A 17,951-nucleotide genomic window follows, 5' to 3' on the forward strand; every position below is an offset into this window, starting at 1 on the left:
GGCTACCGGCCCCCGGGCCGCTTGCCCGAATCCCCGGCGTGCCGGGACCCGCGCGTCGCCCGCTGCCGCCGTCAGTCCTCGGGTGGGATCCCGAGGTCGCGCACGAGGTAGAGCCAGGGGAAGGCCCGCACGGCGACGATCCACCCGTCGGTCTCGTAGCTCGACGCCCCCCGGCTCCAGACCACCCGGCGGTGCTCCCACTGGGTGTCGGTGCGCAGCATCCGGTGCTTGAGCATGCCCGCTCCGACGGTCCGCCACCCGCGCCGGCCGGCCAGCTGCAGCTCGGGCATCTCGTCCATGGCGGTCACGGGCCCGAGCCACCGGTGCTCGGGGCCGTCGTCACCCTCGCCACCGGTGCCGAAGCGCTGCTGGGCGGCCTGCCGGCTCAGTCCGAGGACACCGCCGACGGCCGCCCAGCTGTGGCCGCTGGCCCGTGCCGCGGCCACCGACTGACGGAGCAGGTCCCGCCCGGCCTGCTCGGCGACGACGGCGCGCGCGACGATGGCGAGGTGGTCCTCCGCCCGCTCGGGGTCGAGCGCGATCTCGCCCGGTGCGCCGTCCAGGACCGCGCGACCGAGGGCGTCGGCGATCCCGGCGCTCGTGGGGGCGCTCACGAGCGGTCCTCGTCGCGGCTCGGGAGCCACATCGCGTCCGACCCGTCGTCGGTGTCCGCCGACCCGCGGCGGGACCACTGGGCGCCGAAGACGGCCGCTGCCGCGACCATGAGGGCGACGGTCGCGCCCTGGAACATCCCGTGGAAGAACCCCGAGTCGACGATCGTGCCGAGGACGAAGGTCACGAGACCGGCGAGCACGAGGACCTGGACGGTGACGAGGGAGAGCCGGGAGGTGCGCATGTGTCAAGACTCTCTTGACGCCAGTGGTGTGTCAACTCGTTCTTGACACGCCGACCCATCGTCGGCCCGGGGTCCCCCGTCCTGCGTGCTGTGACCGCGGGGTTCCCGGCTCAGGTGAGGTGGACGAGCCCGTCCGACCCGAGCAGTGGGTTGTGCAGCGGGTCGACCCGCTCCCCCGCGGGCGGCGGGCCGGGCGGGGTGCCGTCGCCGAACGGCCGGCCCCCGAGCGCCTCGCGCCCGTGCGGGGTGCCCCAGACGCTCGCGTCCGGGCCCTTCGGCACGACCCCGGTCGGGTTGATGTCCCGGTGCACCTCGTAGTAGTGGCTCTTGATGTGCGCGAAGTCGGTCGTGTCACCGAAGCCCGGGGTCTGGAACAGGTCGCGGGCGTAGGCCCACAGGACCGGCATCTCGGCGAGCTTGGACCGGTTGGCCTTGAAGTGCCCGTGGTAGACGGCGTCGAAGCGGGCGAGCGTCGTGAAGAGGCGGACGTCGGCCTCGGTGATCGTCTCCCCCATGAGGAAGCGCCGGTCGGCGAGCCGCTCCTCGAGCCAGTCGAGCGCGGCGAAGAGCCGGTCGTACGCGTCCTCGTAGGCCGACTGCGTCCCGGCGAACCCGCACCGGTACACGCCGTTGTTCACCTCGGTGTAGACGCGCTGCATGACCTCGTCCATCTCGTCCCGCAGCGCCTCGGGGTAGAGGTCGGGAGCACCCTCGCGGTGGTGGGCGCTCCACTCCCCGGACAGGTCGAGGGTCATCTGCGGGAAGTCGTTCGTCACGACCTTCCCGGTCGCCACCTCGACGACCGCCGGCACGGTGATGCCGCGCGAGTAGTCCGGGAAGCGCTCGAGGTAGGCGTCCTTGAGCCGGGGGATCCGCAGCACCGGGTCGACCTCGCCCTCGTCGAGGTCGAAGGTCCACGAGTCCTCGTCGTGCGTCGGGCCGCAGATCCCCATGGACAGCACGTCCTCGAGGCCGAGCAGCCGCCGCACGATGATCGCGCGGTTGGCCCACGGGCAGGCGCGGGCGACGACGAGGCGGTAGCGGCCGGCCTCGACCGGCCACTCCCGGTCGCCGGCGCCGCTCTCGGTGATGCGGTCCTCGATGTACGTCGTGTCGCGCTGGAAGTCGTCCTCGACGTAGGTGCCCTGGGCCATGGGTCGTCCTCTCGGTGCGGCGGGGTGTGGTTCGGGGGTCGGAGTGTGGTCTGTGGTCGGCGGTCGGGTGCGGGTGCCCGTCAGCGGGGCAGGGCGCCGATCCGGGCGAGCAGCAGCGCCTCGGCGACGCAGACCCGCTCGAACTCGCCGAGGTGGAGCGACTCGTTGGCCCCGTGCGCCCGGGTGTCCGGGTCCTCGACGCCGGTGACGAGGATCGCGGCCTCGGGGAAGCGCTCGGCGAACGCGGCGACGAACGGGATCGAGCCGCCGACGCCGACGTCGACCGGCTCGCGCCCCCACGCGTCGGCGAAGGCCGCGCGCGCCTGGTCGTACACCGGGCCCTGCGCGTCGGCGGCGAACCCCAGCCCCTTCTCCTCGAGCTCGACCTCGACCCTCGCTCCCCACGGCGCGTGGGCGAGCAGGTGCTCGCGGAGCAGCTCGTAGGCGGCGAGGTCGTCCTGGTCGGGGGCGATCCGCATCGAGATCTTCGCGCGGGCCGACGGGACGAGCGTGTTCGAGGAGCGCTCGACGGTGGGGGTGTCGAGGCCGATCGTCGTGATGGCGGGCCGGGTCCACAGGCGCGACAGGAGCGAACCGGACCCGATGACCTCGACGCCGTCGAGGAGCCCGGACTCGGCGCGCAGCCGCTCCTCGGGGTAGTCCAGGTCGCTCGCCTCCCCGGCACCCAGGCCGGCGACGGCGACGTCGCCGGCGTCGTCGTGCATCGTCGCGAGCAGCCGGACCAGCGCCGTGATGGCGTCGGGGACGGCCCCGCCGAACATCCCGGAGTGAACGCCGTGGTCCAGCGTCGTCACGGTGACGACGACCCGGATCATCCCGCGCAGCGTCGTCGTGAGGGCCGGGGTGCCGACGTCCCAGTTCTGGCTGTCGGCGAGGACGATCGCGTCGGCCCGCAGCTTCTCGCCGTGCCGCTCGAGGATGGTGGGCAGGCTGTCGGATCCGATCTCCTCCTCGCCCTCGACGAAGACGGTGACCCCGACGGGCAGGTCGTCACCATGGGCTCGCAGCGCGGCGACGTGGGCCATGACGCCCGCCTTGTCGTCCGCGGCGCCCCGCCCGTAGAGCCGCCCGTCGCGCTCGGTCGGCTCGAACGGCGGGCTGTCCCAGTCCGCGTCGTCCCCGGGCGGCTGGACGTCGTGGTGGGCGTACAGCATGACGGTGGGCGCGCCCTCCGGGCCGGCCCGGTGGCCGATGACGGCGGGACGCCCGCCCTCGCGGACGATCTCGACCTCGAGGCCCTCGGCGCGCAGCAGCTGCGCGGTCGCCTCGGCGCTCGTCTCGACGTTCGCCTGGTCGAAGGCGTCGAGCGAGACGGAGGGGATCCGGGTCAGGGCCTCCAAATCGGCGCGCACGGCGGGCATCAGGCCCGCGACGCGCTGACGCAGGCTCTCGGTCGTCTCGGGGGGAAGGACGTCGCTCACCCTCGCGACACTACCCACCCGACGGCGCCGCCCCACCCCGCACCTCGCTCCCCGGGGCAGGACCACCGGCGGAGGACCTACGATTGGGCGCGTGTTCGGACGAGGCAGGACCCAGGAGACGGCGACGGAGCCGGAGAGCCCCCAGCAGCGCGAGGGGGCGAAGAACCGGCCGACGCCGAAGCGGCGCGACCAGGAGGCCGCCCGCAAGCGCCCCCTCGTCGTCAGCGACCGCAAGGAGGCCAAGCGCCTCGACCGCCAGAAGCGCCGCGAGCAGATGGCCCGCACCCGCCGGGCGCTCGAGACCGGCGAGGAGGCCTACCTCCCGCCGCGCGACAAGGGCCCGCGTCGCCGCTTCATCCGCGACTACGTCGACGCCCGGCGCAACCTCGCCGAGTTCCTCCTGCCCGTCATGCTCATCGTCCTAGCGGCGAGCATCGTCCCGGACCCCACGGTGTTCGCGATCACCGTCGCGCTCACCTGGCTCGCCGTCGGCGCGGTCCTCTTCGACGAGTACGTGCTGTGGCGCAGGATCAAGGCCGGCCTCACCGAGCGGTTCGACGGACCCGAGCGCGGGGACTTCGGCTACACGGCCCTGCGGACCTTCCAGATGCGGCGTCAGCGGATGCCGAAGCCCCAGGTCGCCCGCGGCGAATTCCCCGCCTGAGCGGGTCCCTCGCCCCGACCCCTCAGGGTGCGGCGTCGAGGCTCATCGGGCCGTAGACGACCCCTCCGTCGCGGTGCAGCGTCGCCGAGGCGACCCCGGCGTCGGACAGCTCGCGCCACACCTCGCCGAACCAGCTCTCGGCGTCGGACTGCGTCGGGAACGCGGTCTCGGTCGCCGGCGGGTCCGTCACCGCGGCACCGTCGGCGTCGGCGAAGGTCCAGGTCCACTGCTCGCTCACGACCCGCGCACCCCCGCCTCGACGAACGGCGGCTTCGTCACCGTGGCGGCGACGTCGCGGCCGCGCACGTCGACGACGACCTCGTCACCGAGGCTCACGGACCGGTCGAGCAGCGCGAGCGCGACCCCCTGCTTGCGCGTCGGGGAGAACGTCCCGGACGTCACCTCGCCGACCGAATTGCCGGTGATGTCCTTGACGGCACAGTGCGCGCGCGGGATGCCGCGACCGCCGACGACGAGGCCCCGCATGAGCGGAGCCGTCTTGGCGGCCCGCTGCTCGGCGAGCACCTCCTTGCCCCAGAAGGTCTCCTTGTCCCAGCCGACGGCCCATGCCGCCCCCGCCATCACGGGGGTGATGTCGAGGGAGAGGTCGTTGCCGTGGAGCGGGTAGCCCATCTCGGTGCGCAGGGTGTCGCGGGCCCCGAGCCCGGCCGGCAGGCCGCCCTCGGCGGCGACCGCCTCGGCGAGGGCGTCCCACACCGAGCCGGTGACCTCCCACGCCGGGACGATCTCGTAGCCGCGCTCGCCGGTGTACCCGGTGCGGCAGACGATGACCGGCTGGCCCTGCCACTCGGTCTCGACGAAGCTCATGTAGCCGTGCTCGGTCGGCAGGCCGAGCCGGGCGAGGACCTCGTCGGACCGCGGGCCCTGGACGGCGAGGACGCCGTACCGGTCGTGGAGGTCCTCGACGACGATGCCCTCGGGCGCCGCCGCCTCGAGCATCTCGACGACGCGGCCGGTGTTCGCGGCGTTCGGGATGAGGAAGACGTCCTCGTCCGAGCGCAGGTACTGGATGAGGTCGTCGACGACGCCGCCGTCGGCGGTGCAGCACATCGTGTACTGGGCCTTGCCCGGCTCGATCCGGCGCAGGTCGTTGGTGAAGCACGTGTTGACGAACTCCGCCGCGCCGGGGCCGCTCACCCGGGCCTTGCCGAGGTGCGAGACGTCGAAGAGGCCGACCTTCGTGCGGACCGCCGTGTGCTCGGCGACGACCCCGCCGCCGGGGTACTCGATGGGCATCGACCATCCCCCGAAGTCGGCCATCTTCGCGCCGAGGGCGACGTGCCGGTCGTGCAGCGGGGAGTGCAACAGGTCCGTCATGACCGGCACGCTACCGCGCGGCCGGGCACCGGACCGGCCGGGCTAGGGTGCCTGACATGACTTCGCTGGCCGTGACGACCAAGACCGCTGCCGACCTGCCCGCCGACTCCCTCGTCATCGGGTCCGTCAAGACCTCCGACGGGGTCGCTCTCGCCGCCGGGCACGGACTACCCCGCAAGGCGGTCGTGCACCTGCAGGCCGTGCTCGCCGACCTCGAGGCGACCGGCGCCGCCGACGACGTGCACCGCGTCGTCGCCGTGCCCGGGGTCACCGCCGCCTCGGTCGTCGTGACCGGCCTCGGCACCGGGACCAACCGGACCACCTCCTTCGACCTCGCGGTCCTGCGCGACGCGGCCGCCGCCGCCCTGCGTCCCGTCCGCGGCAAGAAGACCGTGGCCGTCGCCCTGCCGACCCCGGACGTCGAGCACGTCGGCGCGGTCGCCGACGGCGCCTGGGCCGGCTGCTACGTCTACGATAAGAGCGCCCCGCTCGAGGGCGTGCGCAAGACCACCACCGCGAAGGAGACGGTCGGGCCCGGCCCGAAGATCACCGTCGTCTCCGGCGCCGGGGGCGGCCGCTCGGTCAAGGCCGCGGTGAGCCGGGCCGCGGTCGTCGGCGCCGCGCGCGACTGGACGCGCGACCTCGTCAACACCCCGCCGAACCTGCTCTTCCCGCAGTCCTTCGCCGACGCCGTGAAGAAGCGGACCTCGGGCTCCAAGGCCAAGATCTCCGTGTCGGTCCTGGACGAGAAGGCGCTCGCCAAGGGCGGCTACGGCGGCATCGTCGGCGTCGGCCAGGGGTCGGTCAACCCGCCGCGGATCGTCACGATGTCCTACTCCCCGTCCGGCGCCAAGGGCTCGGTCGCGCTCGTCGGCAAGGGCATCACCTTCGACTCCGGCGGCCTCAACATCAAGCCCTCGACGGGCATGGTGACGATGAAGTGCGACATGGCCGGCGCGGCCGCCGTCGCGGGCGCGGTCCTCGCCGCCGCCGAGCTCGGGCTGCCGGTCGCCGTCACCGGCTACCTCTGCCTCGCCGAGAACATGCCGAGCGGCACCGCGCAGCGTCCGAGCGACGTCGTCGTCATGCGTGACGGGACGAGCGTGGAGATCCTCGACACCGACGCCGAGGGCCGGATGGTGCTCGGCGACGGCATCTGCCTCGCGAGCGAGCAGGGCCCGGACTGGATCGTCGACATCGCGACGCTCACCGGCGCCCAGCAGGTCGCCCTCGGCAACGACATCGCGGGCGTCATGGGCAACGACGACGCCTTCCGGGGCCGGGTCGTCGACGCCGCCGGCGCCGCGGGCGAGCAGGCCTGGGCGATGCCGCTGCCGGCCGCGCTGCGGGCCAAGCTCGACACCCCGACCGCCGACATCGCGCACAAGGGCGACCGCGACGGCGGGATGCTCACCGCCGGGCTGTTCCTCAAGGAGTTCGTCGGCGAGGGCATCCCGTGGGCGCACATCGACATCGCCGGACCGGCGTTCAACACCTCGGCGCCGAAGGGGCGGGTGCCCAAGGGCGGCACCGGCTACGGCGTCGCGACCCTCGTCTCGCTCGTCGAGGCGCACCCGGCGACGCGCTGACCGCCGGTGCGCCGGGGCCGGCTCAGGCCCCGGTGCGCCGCTGGCGGGCGGTCCACGCCCGCATCCGCGCCGGGTAGCCCGTCTGGTTCACGTCGTAGACCGGCACCCCGAGGGCACGGGCGACGTCGAAGGCCACCGGCCGGGACGGCAGCGCCCGGCGGGTCCACTCGCCGTCGTGCGCGATGAGCACGACCGTCGTCGCCGTGATGTTCGTCGCCGGCTCGACGTAGGCCTCGACCCCACGGCGGCTGGCCGTGAACTCCTGGAAGTGGGTGCGCGCACTGTCGAGGTCGCTGCCGTCGTGCGGCGAGCCACCACCGCTGCGTCGCTTCCGGTTCCAGAACGCCATGACCCCACGATAGGCGCAGCCTCGCTGCCGCCGTACGGGGTCCGGGCCTCGGAGTGTGGCCTCGTGCCACGGGCACGGTGGTGACAGGATGCGAGGACGAGCCGACGGCGCCCACCCTCAGCGCGCGGCCCGCCACCGCCCACCCGCGAGAGGAAGCAGGTCCGGATGCCGGCCACCGCCGCCGAAGCCACCCACGACGTCGTCGTCCTCGGAGGAGGCAGCGGCGGCTACGCGTGCGCGCTGCGCGCCGCCGAGCTCGGCCTCACGGTCGCGCTCGTCGAGAAGGACCTCCTCGGGGGGACCTGCCTGCACCGCGGCTGCATCCCGACCAAGGCCCTGCTGCACGCCGCCGAGGTCGCCGACGCCGCGCGCGACGCCGGACGCTTCGGGGTCCGGGCCACGCTCGACGGCATCGACGTGCCCGCCGTGACGACGTACCGGGAGGGCGTCGTCGGGCGGCTGCACAAGGGGCTCCAGGGGCTCGTGAAGGCCCGCGAGGTCGAGTACGTCGAGGGGGCGGGCCGGCTCGACGGCCCCGACACCGTCGTCGTCGTCGGCGACCGGCGGCTCGTCGGGCGGCACGTCGTCCTCGCGACGGGGTCGACGCCGCGCACCCTCCCCGGTCTCGAGCTCGGCCCGCGGGTCATGACGAGCGACGGCGCCCTCGGCCTCGACCACGTCCCGGACCGCGTCGTCGTCCTCGGCGGTGGGGTCATCGGCGTCGAGTTCGCGTCCGTCTTCGCCTCCTTCGGGGCCGAGGTCACCGTCGTCGAGGCCCTGCCCCGGCTGGTCGCCGCCGAGGACCCGGCTTCCTCCGCCGCCCTCGAGCGCGCCTTCCGCAAGCGCGGCATCACGGTGCGCACCGGCGCCCGGTTCGCCTCCGCCGACGCCCGCGAGGACGGCGTCACCGTCCGTCTCGAGGAGGGCGACCCGCTCGAGGCCGACGTCCTGCTCGTCGCCGTCGGCCGCGGGCCGGTGACCGAAGGGCTCGGTTACGAGGACGCCGGGGTCACCCTCGAGCGCGGCTTCGTCGTCACCGACGAGCGCTGCCGGACCGGCGTCGAGGGGCTGTGGGCCGTCGGCGACATCGTCCCCGGCCTCCAGCTCGCGCATCGCGGCTTCGCCCAGGGCATCTTCGTCGCCGAGGAGATCGCCGGCCTCTCCCCCGCCCCCGTCGTCGACGCCCAGGTCCCCCGCGTCACGTACTGCGAGCCCGAAGTCGCCTCCGTCGGTCTCACCGAGGCGCAGGCCCGCGAGGCGCACGGCGACGGCGCGGTCGAGACCCAGGAGTACAACCTCGGCGGCAACGGGAAGTCGCAGATCCTCGGCACCCAGGGGTTCGTCAAGGTCGTCCGGCTCGCGGACGGCCCCGTCGTCGGCATGCACATGGTCGGCTCCCGGATGGGCGAGCAGGTCGGCGAGGCCCAGCTCGTCGTCGGCTGGGAGGCCCACCCCGAGGACGTCGCTGCCCTCGTCCACGCCCACCCCACCCAGAACGAGGCCCTCGGGGAAGCCCAGATGGCGCTCGCTGGCAAACCGCTGCACGCACACAACTAGAGTGATGTCCGCCACCGCCCACGAAGGAGAGCACCACTGATGTCGGAACGTGTACAGATGCCCGCACTCGGCGAGTCCGTGACCGAGGGGACCGTGACGCGGTGGCTCAAGAGTGTCGGCGACGAGGTCGCGGTCGACGAGCCGCTCCTCGAGGTCTCGACGGACAAGGTCGACACCGAGATTCCCTCGCCCGTCGCGGGCACGCTCCAGGAGATCCTCGTCGAGGAGGACGACACCGTCCCGGTCGGCGCCGACCTCGCCGTCATCGGTGACGGCGCCCCGTCCGACGACTCCGGCTCCGGCTCCGACGAGAGCTCGGCCGAGGAGTCCGGGGACTCCGGTGACTCCGGCGAGGAGCAGGCGCAGGAGACCGCCGACGCCGGGGACCAGGAGGGGCAGGAGCCGGCCGAGCCCGAGGCCTCCGAGGACGACGGTGGCTCGTCCGACGACTCCGGTGCGCAGCAGTCCTCCGGCGGCTCCGGTGCGCAGCAGTCCTCCGGCGACTCCGGTGGCGGGTCGGGCGACGGCACGACGGTGACGATGCCGGCGCTCGGCGAGTCGGTCACCGAGGGCACGATCACCCGCTGGCTGAAGTCCGAGGGCGACGAGGTCGCGGTCGACGAGCCGCTCCTCGAGGTGTCGACGGACAAGGTCGACACCGAGATCCCCTCACCCGCCGCGGGCACCCTGACGAAGATCCTCGTCCAGGAGGACGAGACCGTCGAGGTCGGTGCCGACCTCGCGATCGTCGGCGGCAGCGGTGGCGGCTCCGCCCCCGCCGAGGAGGCGGAGGAGTCGCAGCAGGAGAAGCAGCCGGAGCCGGAGAAGCAGCCGGAGGCCGAGCCGGAGCCCGAGAAGGAGCCGGAGGCCGAGGAGAAGCAGCCCGAGCCCGCCCCGGCCGACGAGGCCCCGCCGCAGCAGACCGCCGACGCGGCCGCCGCCGAGGCGGGTGAGGCGCCGAAGGCGTCCACCGCCCCCCCGCGCCGCGAGAACGAGGAGACCGAGGCCTCGGCCTACGTCACCCCGCTCGTGCGCAAGCTCGCGGCCGACCACGACATCGACCTCTCGACCCTCGAGGGCAGCGGCATCGGCGGCCGCATCCGCAAGCAGGACGTGCTCGCCGCCGCCGAGGCCAAGAAGGCCCCGGAGCCGGAGCCCGAGGCTCCCGCCGCCTCCCCGCAGGCCCCGGCGGCGTCGTCCTCGACGTCGGCCCCGGCGCCCGCGGCCAAGCCGGACGTCGACACGAGCAAGCGCGGCACGACCCAGCCGATGACGCGCCTGCGCAAGACGATCGCCCGCCGGATGGTCGAGTCGCTGCAGACCTCCGCCCAGCTGACGACGGTCGTCGAGGTCGACGTGACCCGGATCGCGCGGCTGCGCGACCGGGCCAAGGGCGACTTCGCCTCGCGTGAGGGCACCAAGCTCGGCTTCCTGCCGTTCTTCGCGCTCGCCGCCGTCGAGGCCCTCAAGGCGCACCCGTCGGTCAACGCGAGCATCGAGGACGACCAGGTCACCTACCACGGGGCCGAGCACCTCGGCATGGCCGTCGACACCGAGAAGGGCCTGCTCGTCCCGGTCATCAAGAACGCCGGCGACCTCAACATCGCCGGCCTCGCCCGAGGCATCGCCGACGTCGCCGAGCGCACCCGCAGCAACAAGATCGCGCCGGACGACCTCGCGGGCGGCACGTTCACGCTGACGAACACCGGGTCGCGCGGGGCACTGTTCGACACCCCGATCATCAACCAGCCGCAGGTCGCGATCCTCGGCACCGGTGCCGTCGTCAAGCGGCCCGTCGTCATCACGACCGACGACGGCGGCGAGACGATCGCGATCCGCTCGATGGTCTACCTCGCGCTGTCCTACGACCACCGGATCGTCGACGGCGCCGACGCCGCCCGCTTCCTCACGACGATGAAGCAGCGGCTCGAGGAGGGCGCCTTCGAGGCCGACCTCGGTCTCTGAGGCGCATCCCCATGGCACGTGTCGCCGTCGCGGGGTCCTCGGGCCTCATCGGCACCCCCCTCGGGGGGGGGCGCCGCCGCCCGGCGCGCCGGCGGGGGGGGGGGGGGGGGGGGGGGGGCGCCCCCCCCCCCCCCGCGGCGGGGGGGGGCGGGGGGGGCCCCCCCCCCCCCCCCCCGGGGGGGGGGGGGCCCCCCCCCCCACGGAGGGGGTCGCTCAGGCGTCGACCGGCTCCTCGCTGAGGTTCTTGACCTTCGTGGCGTCGAGCGGGATGCCCGGACCCATCGTCGTCGACAGGGTCGCCTTGGTGATGTACCGACCCTTGGAGGCCGACGGCTTGAGCCGCAGCACCTCCTCGAGGGCGGCGGCGTAGTTCTCGACGAGGTTCTTCTCGTCGAAGGAGGCCTTGCCGATGATGAAGTGGAGGTTCGAGTGCTTGTCGACGCGGAACTCGATCTTGCCGCCCTTGATGTCGGAGACGGCCTTGGCCGTGTCCATCGTCACCGTGCCGGTCTTCGGGTTCGGCATGAGCCCGCGCGGGCCGAGCACCTTGCCGAGCCGGCCGACCTTGCCCATGAGGTCCGGGGTCGCGACGACGGCGTCGAAGTCGAGCCAGCCGCCGGCGACCTTCTCGAGGAGGTCGTCGGAGCCGACGTAGTCCGCGCCGGCCTCGGTCGCGGCCTCGGCCTTGTCGCCGTTGGCGAAGACGAGGACGCGGGCGGTCTTGCCCGTGCCGTGCGGGAGGTTGACCGTGCCGCGGACCATCTGGTCGGCCTTGCGCGGGTCGACGCCGAGGCGCATCGCGACCTCGACGGTCTCGTCGTACTTGGCCGAGGCGACGCCCTTGGCGAGGCGGATGGCCTCGAGCGGGCTGTACAGGGCGTCGGCGTCGACCTTGTCGGACGCCGCGCGGTAGGACTTGCTGCGCTTCATGTGCTGCTCCTGGTGTGTCGGGGTGGAGTCGTGGTCCTCGGGCCAGCGCAGGCCCTGCCACTTCGGGTCGGCCGGGTGGTCACCCGTCCGGGGCACCGGGCTCAGAGCTCGGTGTCGATGCCCATCTGCCGGGCCGTGCCGGCGATGATCTTCATCGCGGCGTCGACGTCGTTGGCGTTGAGGTCGGGCATCTTGGTCTCGGCGATCTCGCGGACCTGGTCCTTGGTGAGCTTGCCGGCCTTGGTCTTGTGCGGCTCGCCCGAGCCCTTCTGGACACCGGCGGCCTTCTTGATGAGCTCCGAGGCCGGCGGGGTCTTCGTGATGAAGGTGAACGAGCGGTCTTCGTAGACCGTGATGACGACGGGGATGATGCTGCCGCGCTGGTGCTCGGTCGCCGCGTTGTACGCCTTGACGAACTCCATGATATTGACACCGTGCTGACCGAGCGCGGGGCCGACGGGCGGGGCCGGGGTCGCGGCACCGGCCTGGATCTGCAGGTTGATGTACCCGGAGACCTTCTTCTTGGGGGGCATGACTGTCCTTCTTCGGTGGTGGTGGGCCGACGCCGTGGGCGATGACCCCTTTGCAGTGTCCGCGGCTCCCCCGCGGAGGGGTCTCCGGTCAGATCTTGGCGACCTGGTTGAAGGAGAGCTCGACCGGGGTCTCCCGGCCGAAGATCGACACGAGCACCTTGAGCTTCTGGGTGTCGGCGTTGATCTCGGAGATCGTCGCCGGCAGCGTCTCGAAGGGCCCGTCCATGACGGTGACCGACTCGCCGACCTCGAAGTCGACGACCGTGGTCTCGGTGGCGCCCGAGGAGGCCGCGGCACCGGAGCCCTTGCTCGCGGCGGCCGCCGCGGGGGTCTCGAGGTCCGCCGGCTTGAGCATCGTGAAGACCTCGTCGAGGGTCAGCGGCACCGGCTGGTGGGCGTTGCCGACGAAGCCGGTGACGCCCGGGGTGTGCCGCACGGCGCCCCAGGACTCGTCGGTGAGGTCCATCCGCACGAGGACGTACCCGGGCATCCGGACCCGGCGGACCAGCTTGCGCTGGCCGCTCTTGATCTCGGTGACCTCCTCCATGGGGACCTGCACCTCGAAGATGTAGTCCTCCATGTTGAGGGACTGGGTGCGGTTCTCGAGGTTGGCCTTGACCCGGTTCTCGTAGCCGGCGTAGCTGTGGATGACGTACCAGTCGCCGAACTTGCCGGCGAGGTCGTCCTTGAACGCCTGGACCGGGTCGACGCCCTCGAGCACGTCGCCGTCCTCGTCGGTGACCGGGGCGGCGTCGGCGGGCTCGGCGGTCTCGTCCGCGGTCGGGGCCTCCTCGGCGGGCGGCTCGTCCGTGGCGTCGAGGTCCTCGGCCGCGGCGAGGTCCGCCTCCTGGACGGTGGCCTCGGCGGTCTCCTCGGAGGCCGGGTCCGCGGGCGTGGCGTCGGGCAGCACCTCGGGAGCGTCCTGCGACGTCTCGTCGGGGGCGTCGGTCCACTGGTCGGACACGGGTGACCTCTTCCTTCGTACGGGGTGCGTGGGGGTGGCGGTGGAGCGGGGCGTCAGTCGCCGAACACGAGGTCGACGAGCCGGCTGAAGCCGAGGTCCATGCCGGAGACGAGGGCCATCATGACGGCCACGAAGACGATGACGACGACGGTGTACTGCGTCAGCTCGGCCCGGGTGGGCCGCACGACCTTGCTCAGCTCGTCGAGGATCTGGCTGACGAACAGCCGGAGGGCACGCAGGCCCCGGGTGACGGGGTTGCCGCCCTCCGCGCCCTTCTCGGGCGTGGAGCTCGTCCTGGTCTGACCCACGTCAGTCACGGATGCCTCATTCGTCTCGCCGGTGCTTCGGTGCCGACCGACCGGCACACCCGCGACGGCGGACCCGTGGGACGGGCCGCTGCTCGTGGACGTACCACTCGTGCGACGCAGGGCAGGAGGGACTCGAACCCCCAACCGCCGGTTTTGGAGACCGGTGCTCTACCAATTGAGCCACTGCCCTGTGGAGCCCCTGGTTGGGTGGGGCTCCGGGCGGCCGACCCGCCTCCGGGCACGCCGGAACGGTGGATCGCCGAACCGACAGCATACGGGACGCCCGGCCCGAACCGCGAACGCGCCCCGGGCGCCCCCGACGGACTCTGCGACGATGAGCCGGTGAGCACCCCAGCCGCCGACCGCACGCCCCTGTCCCAGCGCTCGCCCGAGGAGCTGCACGCCTTCCTCGAGGAGCAGCGGGCCGCCTACGCCGCCCTCGAGGGCCGCGGGCTGCGCCTGGACCTCACCCGGGGCAAGCCGAGCGCCGAGCAGCTCGACCTGTCCGAGCGCCTGCTGTCGCTGCCGGACGGTCACCTCGACGGACGCGGGGTCGACGTGCGCAACTACGGCGGGCTGGAGGGCCTGGCCGAGCTGCGCGAGATCTTCGCCGAGCTGCTCGGGGTCGAGGTCGACCAGATCGTCGCGGGGGGCAACGCGAGCCTGGCGATGATGCACGAGGTCCTCGTCTGGCACCTGCTCCACGGCGGGGTCGACTCCCCCCGCCCGTGGAAGGACGAGGACGAGGTCACCTTCGTCTGCCCCGTGCCCGGCTACGACCGCCACTACACGATGCTGGAGTCCTACGGGATCCGGATGGTCACCGTCCCGATGCTCGAGGACGGGCCGGACGTCGACGCCGTCGAGGAGATCGTGCGCGACGACCCGAGCGTCAAGGGGATGTGGATCGTCCCGACGTACGCCAACCCCGCGGGGTCGGTCGTCACGCAGGAGGTCGCCGCCCGGCTCGCCGCCATGCCGACCGCCGCGCCCGACTTCCGGCTGTTCTGGGACAACGCCTACGCGATCCACCACCTGACGTCGGAGGAGGTCAAGTCCGCCGACATCGTCGCGCTGTCCTCGTCCGCGGGGAACCCGCACCGCCCGGTCGTCTTCGCCTCGACGAGCAAGGTGACCTTCGCCGGGTCGGGTGTCGCCTTCCTCGCGGGCTCCCGCGAGACGGTCGGCTGGTACCTCGGGCACCTGAAGTTCGCCTCCATCGGCCCGGACAAGGTCAACCACCTGCGGCACGTGCAGTTCTTCGGCTCCGCCGACGGCGTGCGCGAGCACATGGTCGCCCACCGGGAGGTCCTGGCCCCGAAGTTCGAGGCGGTCCAGGAGGCCCTGGAGGCCGGCCTCGGCGGGCTCGGCGTCGCGCGGTGGACCACGCCCCGGGGCGGGTACTTCGTGAGCCTCGACGTCCCCGACGGCTGCGCCGCCCGGGTCGTCGCCCTCGCGAAGCAGGCCGGCATCGCGCTCACCCCGGCCGGGGCCTCCTTCCCGTACGGCGAGGACCCGCGGGACCGCAACATCCGTCTCGCGCCGTCCTTCCCGGTCCTCGACGAGGTCCGCACCGCGATGGCCGGGGTGGCGACCTGCGTCGCGCTCGCCGCCGCCGAGCAGCTCGTCGGGGACGCGTCGTAGGCTGACGACATGTCCGAGAACCCGCAGGACCACGACTCCCCCGCCCCCGTCGACGGGGACCAGCTCCAGCCCGAGGACACCCTCGTCCAGGAGGACGTCGAGGACGTCCTCGACCGCGGCTACTCCCCGCCGGACTCCGCCCACGGCTCGCACGCCCACGGCGTGACGAACGAGGAGCAGATGGAGCCGGAGACGATCGACGAGCGGATCGAGCAGGAGGTCCCGGACCCCGACACCGCGTACGGGGCGCCCGAGAACGAGTCCGGCCTCGACACCGAGGACCGCCTCGGCGGTGACGACCCCGACTCGATCGCCGCGGAGGACGACTGGATCGGCGACGCCGAGGTCGGCGACGAGCGCGCGGGTCGCCTCGTCGCCCCTGACGAGGGCGGCGGTGCGGACGAGGAGAGCGACCTCGTCGGCGACGACGTCGGCGTCGACGGCGCGGCCGCCTCGGCCGAGGAGGCCGCGGTCCACCTCGTCGACGAGGAGACCTCCGAGGAGTGAGCGAGGACGGCCCGGGCGCCGGTCCCGGTCGGCGTCCGCTCACGGCGCTGCCCAAGGCGCACCTCCACCTGCACTTCACGGGCTCGATGCGGGTCTCGTCCGTCCGCGACCTCGCCGAGGACCACGGGCTGCGGCTCCCCGCCTCGCTGGGGGCGGACTACCCGCCCCGCTTCACCGCCGCCGACGAGCGCGGCTGGTTCCGCTTCCAGCGACTCTACGACGCGGCCCGGGCGGTCGTGCAGGGCGAGGCCGACATGCGCAGGATCGTGCGCGAGGCCTCGCTCGACGACGCCGCCGAGGGCTCGCGGTGGCTGGAGATCCAGGTCGACCCGACCTCGTACGCCCCCTTCGTCGGCGGCATCACCCCTGCGCTGGAGATCGTCCTCGACGAGGCGGCCCGGGTGTCCGGCGAGCCCGGCGCGGTCCCGGTCGCGGTCGTCGTGGCGGCCTCCCGGATGCGCCATCCCCTCGAGGCCCGCACGTTGGCGCGGCTCGCGGCCCGGTACGCCGGGGACGGGCCGGGCACCGTCGTCGGGTTCGGCTTGTCCAACGACGAGCGCCGCGGTGTCACCGAGGAGTTCGCCCCCGCGTTCGGCATCGCGCGCCGGGCGGGGCTCGCCCTCGTCCCGCACGCCGGCGAGCTGCTCGGGGCGGACGCGGTGCGGGCGACGCTCGGGGCGCTGACGCCCGACCGGCTCGGGCACGGCGTGCGGGCCGTCGAGGACCCGGCCGTCCTCGGGGCGGTCGTCGAGGCGGGGGTCGCGCTCGAGGTGTGCCCCGGGTCCAACGTCTCGCTCGGGGTGTTCGACGGCGCGGCGGACGTCCCCCTGCGCACGCTGCTGTCGGCCGGCGCGACGGTGGCCCTCGGCGCCGACGACCCGCTGATCTTCGACACCCGCCTCCTCGCCCAGTACGAGACGGCGCGGGCGGTGCACGGCCTCGACGACACCGAGCTCGCCGCCCTCGCCCGGTCCTCGTTCGCCGCGAGCCGGGCGCCGTCGGACGTGCGCCGCGCGGCCGAGGCCGGGATCGACGCCTGGCTCGCGGCGGCGCCGCCCTCGTAGCCTCGGCTCAGAGGGAGTCGCCGAGGAGCACCGGCTCGTTGACCAGCTCGACACCGAAGGCGTCGCGCACCCCGTCGCGCACCTCGCGAGCGAGGGCGAGGACGTCCGCCGCGCTCGCCGACCCGCGGTTCGTCACCGCGAGGGTGTGCTTCGTCGACAGCGCCGCGGGGCCCGGCATCGCGTAGCCCCTGCCGTAGCCCGCGCGGTCGATGAGCCAGGCCGCGGAGGTCTTCACGCTCCCGTCGGGCCCGGGGAAGCGGGGCGGCCGGACGTCGTCGCCGAGCCGGGACGCGACGCGCCGCACGAGAGCGTCGAACTCCTCGCCCGCGAGGACCGGGTTGGTGAAGAACGACCCGCACGACCAGGTGTCGTGGTCCTCGTCGTCGAGCACCATGCCGCGACGACGCCGCTGGGCGAGCACCGCCTCACGCGCGTCGGCGAGCGGCACGCGCTCCCCCACCTCGACCCCGAGCTGGGCCGCGAGGTCGGCGTAGGCGACGGGGCGGGACAGCCCGGACGGCTCGAGCTGGAACATCACGTCGAGGACGACGTAGCGCCCCGTCGCCTTGAAGAGGGAGTGCCGGTACGTGAACCCGCAGTCGCTGCCGGCGAACGTCCGCACCTGCCGGTCGCTGCGGTCCCAGACCCGCACCCGCGCGACCGTCTGGGCGACCTCCTGCCCGTAGGCCCCCACGTTCTGGATCGGCGTCGCCCCGGTGGACCCGGGGATGCCGGACAGCGCCTCGACCCCGGCCCACCCCTCCGCGACGGCACGCTCGACGAACGGGTCCCACGGCTCCCCCGCCGCGACGACGACGTTCGCCCCACCGCACAGGTCCGCGGAGTCGACCGTGACGCCGCCCGTCGCGACCTTCACGACCGTCCCGGCGAACCCCGCGTCGGGCAGGACGAGGTTGGACCCGCCACCGAGGACGAGCAACGGCTCGTCGGCGTCGTCGACCTCGCGAACGGCGTCGACGAGCTCGTCGGTGGTCGACGCGACGACCATCCGCTCGGCGGGGCCGCCGACCCGCATCGTCGTGTACGGCGCGAGCGGCTCGCGCGACAGCTCCTCCATCCGCTCGCC

The 17,951-nt window shown here is 73.6% G+C and carries 19 protein-coding genes and 1 tRNA gene; 7 read left to right on the plus strand and 13 right to left on the minus strand.

The window, feature by feature from the left end; all coding sequences use genetic code 11:
- Window positions 1-71: 71 nt before the first annotated feature.
- The 4 genes from KC207_RS07720 to KC207_RS07735 form a co-directional block, all read right to left on the minus strand.
- Window positions 72-614, minus strand: a complete 543-nt coding sequence (locus KC207_RS07720; RefSeq protein WP_211602427.1) for a hypothetical protein — start codon at window positions 612-614, stop codon at window positions 72-74.
- On the minus strand, window positions 611-856 hold the full coding sequence (locus tag KC207_RS07725; RefSeq protein WP_211602428.1) for a hypothetical protein: 246 nt from the start codon (window positions 854-856) through the stop codon (window positions 611-613). Before KC207_RS07725 ends, KC207_RS07720 begins: the two co-directional genes overlap by 4 nt.
- Before the next feature lie 110 nt (window positions 857-966).
- Window positions 967-2,010 carry a glutathione S-transferase family protein gene (locus KC207_RS07730; protein WP_211602429.1) on the minus strand — a complete coding sequence of 348 codons (1,044 nt, stop codon included), beginning with the start codon at window positions 2,008-2,010 and terminating at the stop codon, window positions 967-969.
- A gap of 80 nt (window positions 2,011-2,090) precedes the next feature.
- Window positions 2,091-3,452: a dipeptidase gene (locus KC207_RS07735; protein WP_282958959.1), complete on the minus strand. Its 1,362-nt coding sequence runs from the start codon at window positions 3,450-3,452 to the stop codon at window positions 2,091-2,093.
- Between the two features lie 91 nt (window positions 3,453-3,543).
- Between KC207_RS07735 and KC207_RS07740 the strand changes: the two genes are divergently transcribed.
- Window positions 3,544-4,116 (plus strand): DUF3043 domain-containing protein, encoded by a 573-nt coding sequence (locus KC207_RS07740; RefSeq protein WP_211602430.1) that lies wholly within the window; start codon window positions 3,544-3,546, stop codon window positions 4,114-4,116.
- A gap of 22 nt (window positions 4,117-4,138) precedes the next feature.
- Here KC207_RS07740 and KC207_RS07745 read toward each other — a convergent pair whose 3' ends face one another.
- Window positions 4,139-4,354 (minus strand): hypothetical protein, encoded by a 216-nt coding sequence (locus KC207_RS07745; RefSeq protein ID WP_211602431.1) that lies wholly within the window; start codon window positions 4,352-4,354, stop codon window positions 4,139-4,141.
- Window positions 4,351-5,454 (minus strand): glycine cleavage system aminomethyltransferase GcvT, encoded by a 1,104-nt coding sequence (gene gcvT / locus KC207_RS07750; RefSeq protein WP_211602432.1) that lies wholly within the window; start codon window positions 5,452-5,454, stop codon window positions 4,351-4,353. Before gcvT ends, KC207_RS07745 begins: the two co-directional genes overlap by 4 nt.
- A gap of 56 nt (window positions 5,455-5,510) precedes the next feature.
- Between gcvT and KC207_RS07755 the strand changes: the two genes are divergently transcribed.
- Window positions 5,511-7,043: a leucyl aminopeptidase gene (locus KC207_RS07755; RefSeq protein WP_211602433.1), complete on the plus strand. Its 1,533-nt coding sequence runs from the start codon at window positions 5,511-5,513 to the stop codon at window positions 7,041-7,043.
- Window positions 7,044-7,065: 22 nt separating this feature from the next.
- Here KC207_RS07755 and KC207_RS07760 read toward each other — a convergent pair whose 3' ends face one another.
- A complete protein-coding gene (locus KC207_RS07760) occupies window positions 7,066-7,392 on the minus strand; it encodes a hypothetical protein (protein WP_211602434.1) in 327 nt (108 codons plus the stop codon).
- A 165-nt stretch (window positions 7,393-7,557) separates the two neighbouring features.
- Between KC207_RS07760 and lpdA the strand changes: the two genes are divergently transcribed.
- Together lpdA and sucB are read left to right on the plus strand one after the other, a co-directional pair.
- Window positions 7,558-8,949, plus strand: a complete 1,392-nt coding sequence (gene lpdA / locus KC207_RS07765) for a dihydrolipoyl dehydrogenase (protein ID WP_211602435.1) — start codon at window positions 7,558-7,560, stop codon at window positions 8,947-8,949.
- 39 nt (window positions 8,950-8,988) lie between these two features.
- Complete coding sequence (gene sucB, locus KC207_RS07770; protein ID WP_211602436.1) at window positions 8,989-10,914, plus strand: 2-oxoglutarate dehydrogenase, E2 component, dihydrolipoamide succinyltransferase; 1,926 nt, start codon at window positions 8,989-8,991, stop codon at window positions 10,912-10,914.
- 213 nt (window positions 10,915-11,127) lie between these two features.
- Here sucB and rplA read toward each other — a convergent pair whose 3' ends face one another.
- The 5 genes from rplA to KC207_RS07795 form a co-directional block, all read right to left on the minus strand.
- Complete coding sequence (gene rplA, locus KC207_RS07775; RefSeq protein WP_211602554.1) at window positions 11,128-11,844, minus strand: 50S ribosomal protein L1; 717 nt, start codon at window positions 11,842-11,844, stop codon at window positions 11,128-11,130.
- 101 nt (window positions 11,845-11,945) lie between these two features.
- Window positions 11,946-12,377, minus strand: coding sequence for a 50S ribosomal protein L11 (gene rplK / locus KC207_RS07780; RefSeq protein ID WP_211602437.1), 432 nt, complete (start codon window positions 12,375-12,377; stop codon window positions 11,946-11,948).
- A gap of 88 nt (window positions 12,378-12,465) precedes the next feature.
- Window positions 12,466-13,341, minus strand: a complete 876-nt coding sequence (gene nusG / locus KC207_RS07785) for a transcription termination/antitermination protein NusG (RefSeq protein ID WP_249138628.1) — start codon at window positions 13,339-13,341, stop codon at window positions 12,466-12,468.
- Between the two features lie 53 nt (window positions 13,342-13,394).
- Window positions 13,395-13,658, minus strand: coding sequence for a preprotein translocase subunit SecE (secE, locus tag KC207_RS07790; RefSeq protein WP_249138629.1), 264 nt, complete (start codon window positions 13,656-13,658; stop codon window positions 13,395-13,397).
- A gap of 108 nt (window positions 13,659-13,766) precedes the next feature.
- Window positions 13,767-13,839: transfer RNA gene (locus KC207_RS07795), tRNA-Trp, on the minus strand.
- 152 nt (window positions 13,840-13,991) lie between these two features.
- Between KC207_RS07795 and KC207_RS07800 the strand changes: the two genes are divergently transcribed.
- From KC207_RS07800 to KC207_RS07810, 3 genes are read left to right on the plus strand one after another with little or no spacing between them, the layout of a single operon-like run.
- On the plus strand, window positions 13,992-15,293 hold the full coding sequence (locus KC207_RS07800) for an aspartate aminotransferase type Ic (protein WP_211602438.1): 1,302 nt from the start codon (window positions 13,992-13,994) through the stop codon (window positions 15,291-15,293).
- A 9-nt stretch (window positions 15,294-15,302) separates the two neighbouring features.
- Window positions 15,303-15,800, plus strand: coding sequence for a DUF5709 domain-containing protein (locus KC207_RS07805; RefSeq protein WP_211602439.1), 498 nt, complete (start codon window positions 15,303-15,305; stop codon window positions 15,798-15,800).
- Window positions 15,797-16,864: an adenosine deaminase gene (locus KC207_RS07810; protein ID WP_211602440.1), complete on the plus strand. Its 1,068-nt coding sequence runs from the start codon at window positions 15,797-15,799 to the stop codon at window positions 16,862-16,864. The genes KC207_RS07805 and KC207_RS07810 overlap by 4 nt, the downstream gene beginning before the upstream one ends.
- A gap of 7 nt (window positions 16,865-16,871) precedes the next feature.
- On the opposite strand, the gene KC207_RS07815 is transcribed toward KC207_RS07810, so the two are convergent.
- Window positions 16,872-17,942, minus strand: coding sequence for a UDP-N-acetylmuramate dehydrogenase (locus tag KC207_RS07815; protein ID WP_211602441.1), 1,071 nt, complete (start codon window positions 17,940-17,942; stop codon window positions 16,872-16,874).
- Window positions 17,943-17,951 lie beyond the last annotated feature (9 nt).

This window comes from Phycicoccus avicenniae, from assembly GCF_018139485.1.
Lineage (GTDB): Bacteria > Actinomycetota > Actinomycetes > Actinomycetales > Dermatophilaceae > Phycicoccus > Phycicoccus avicenniae.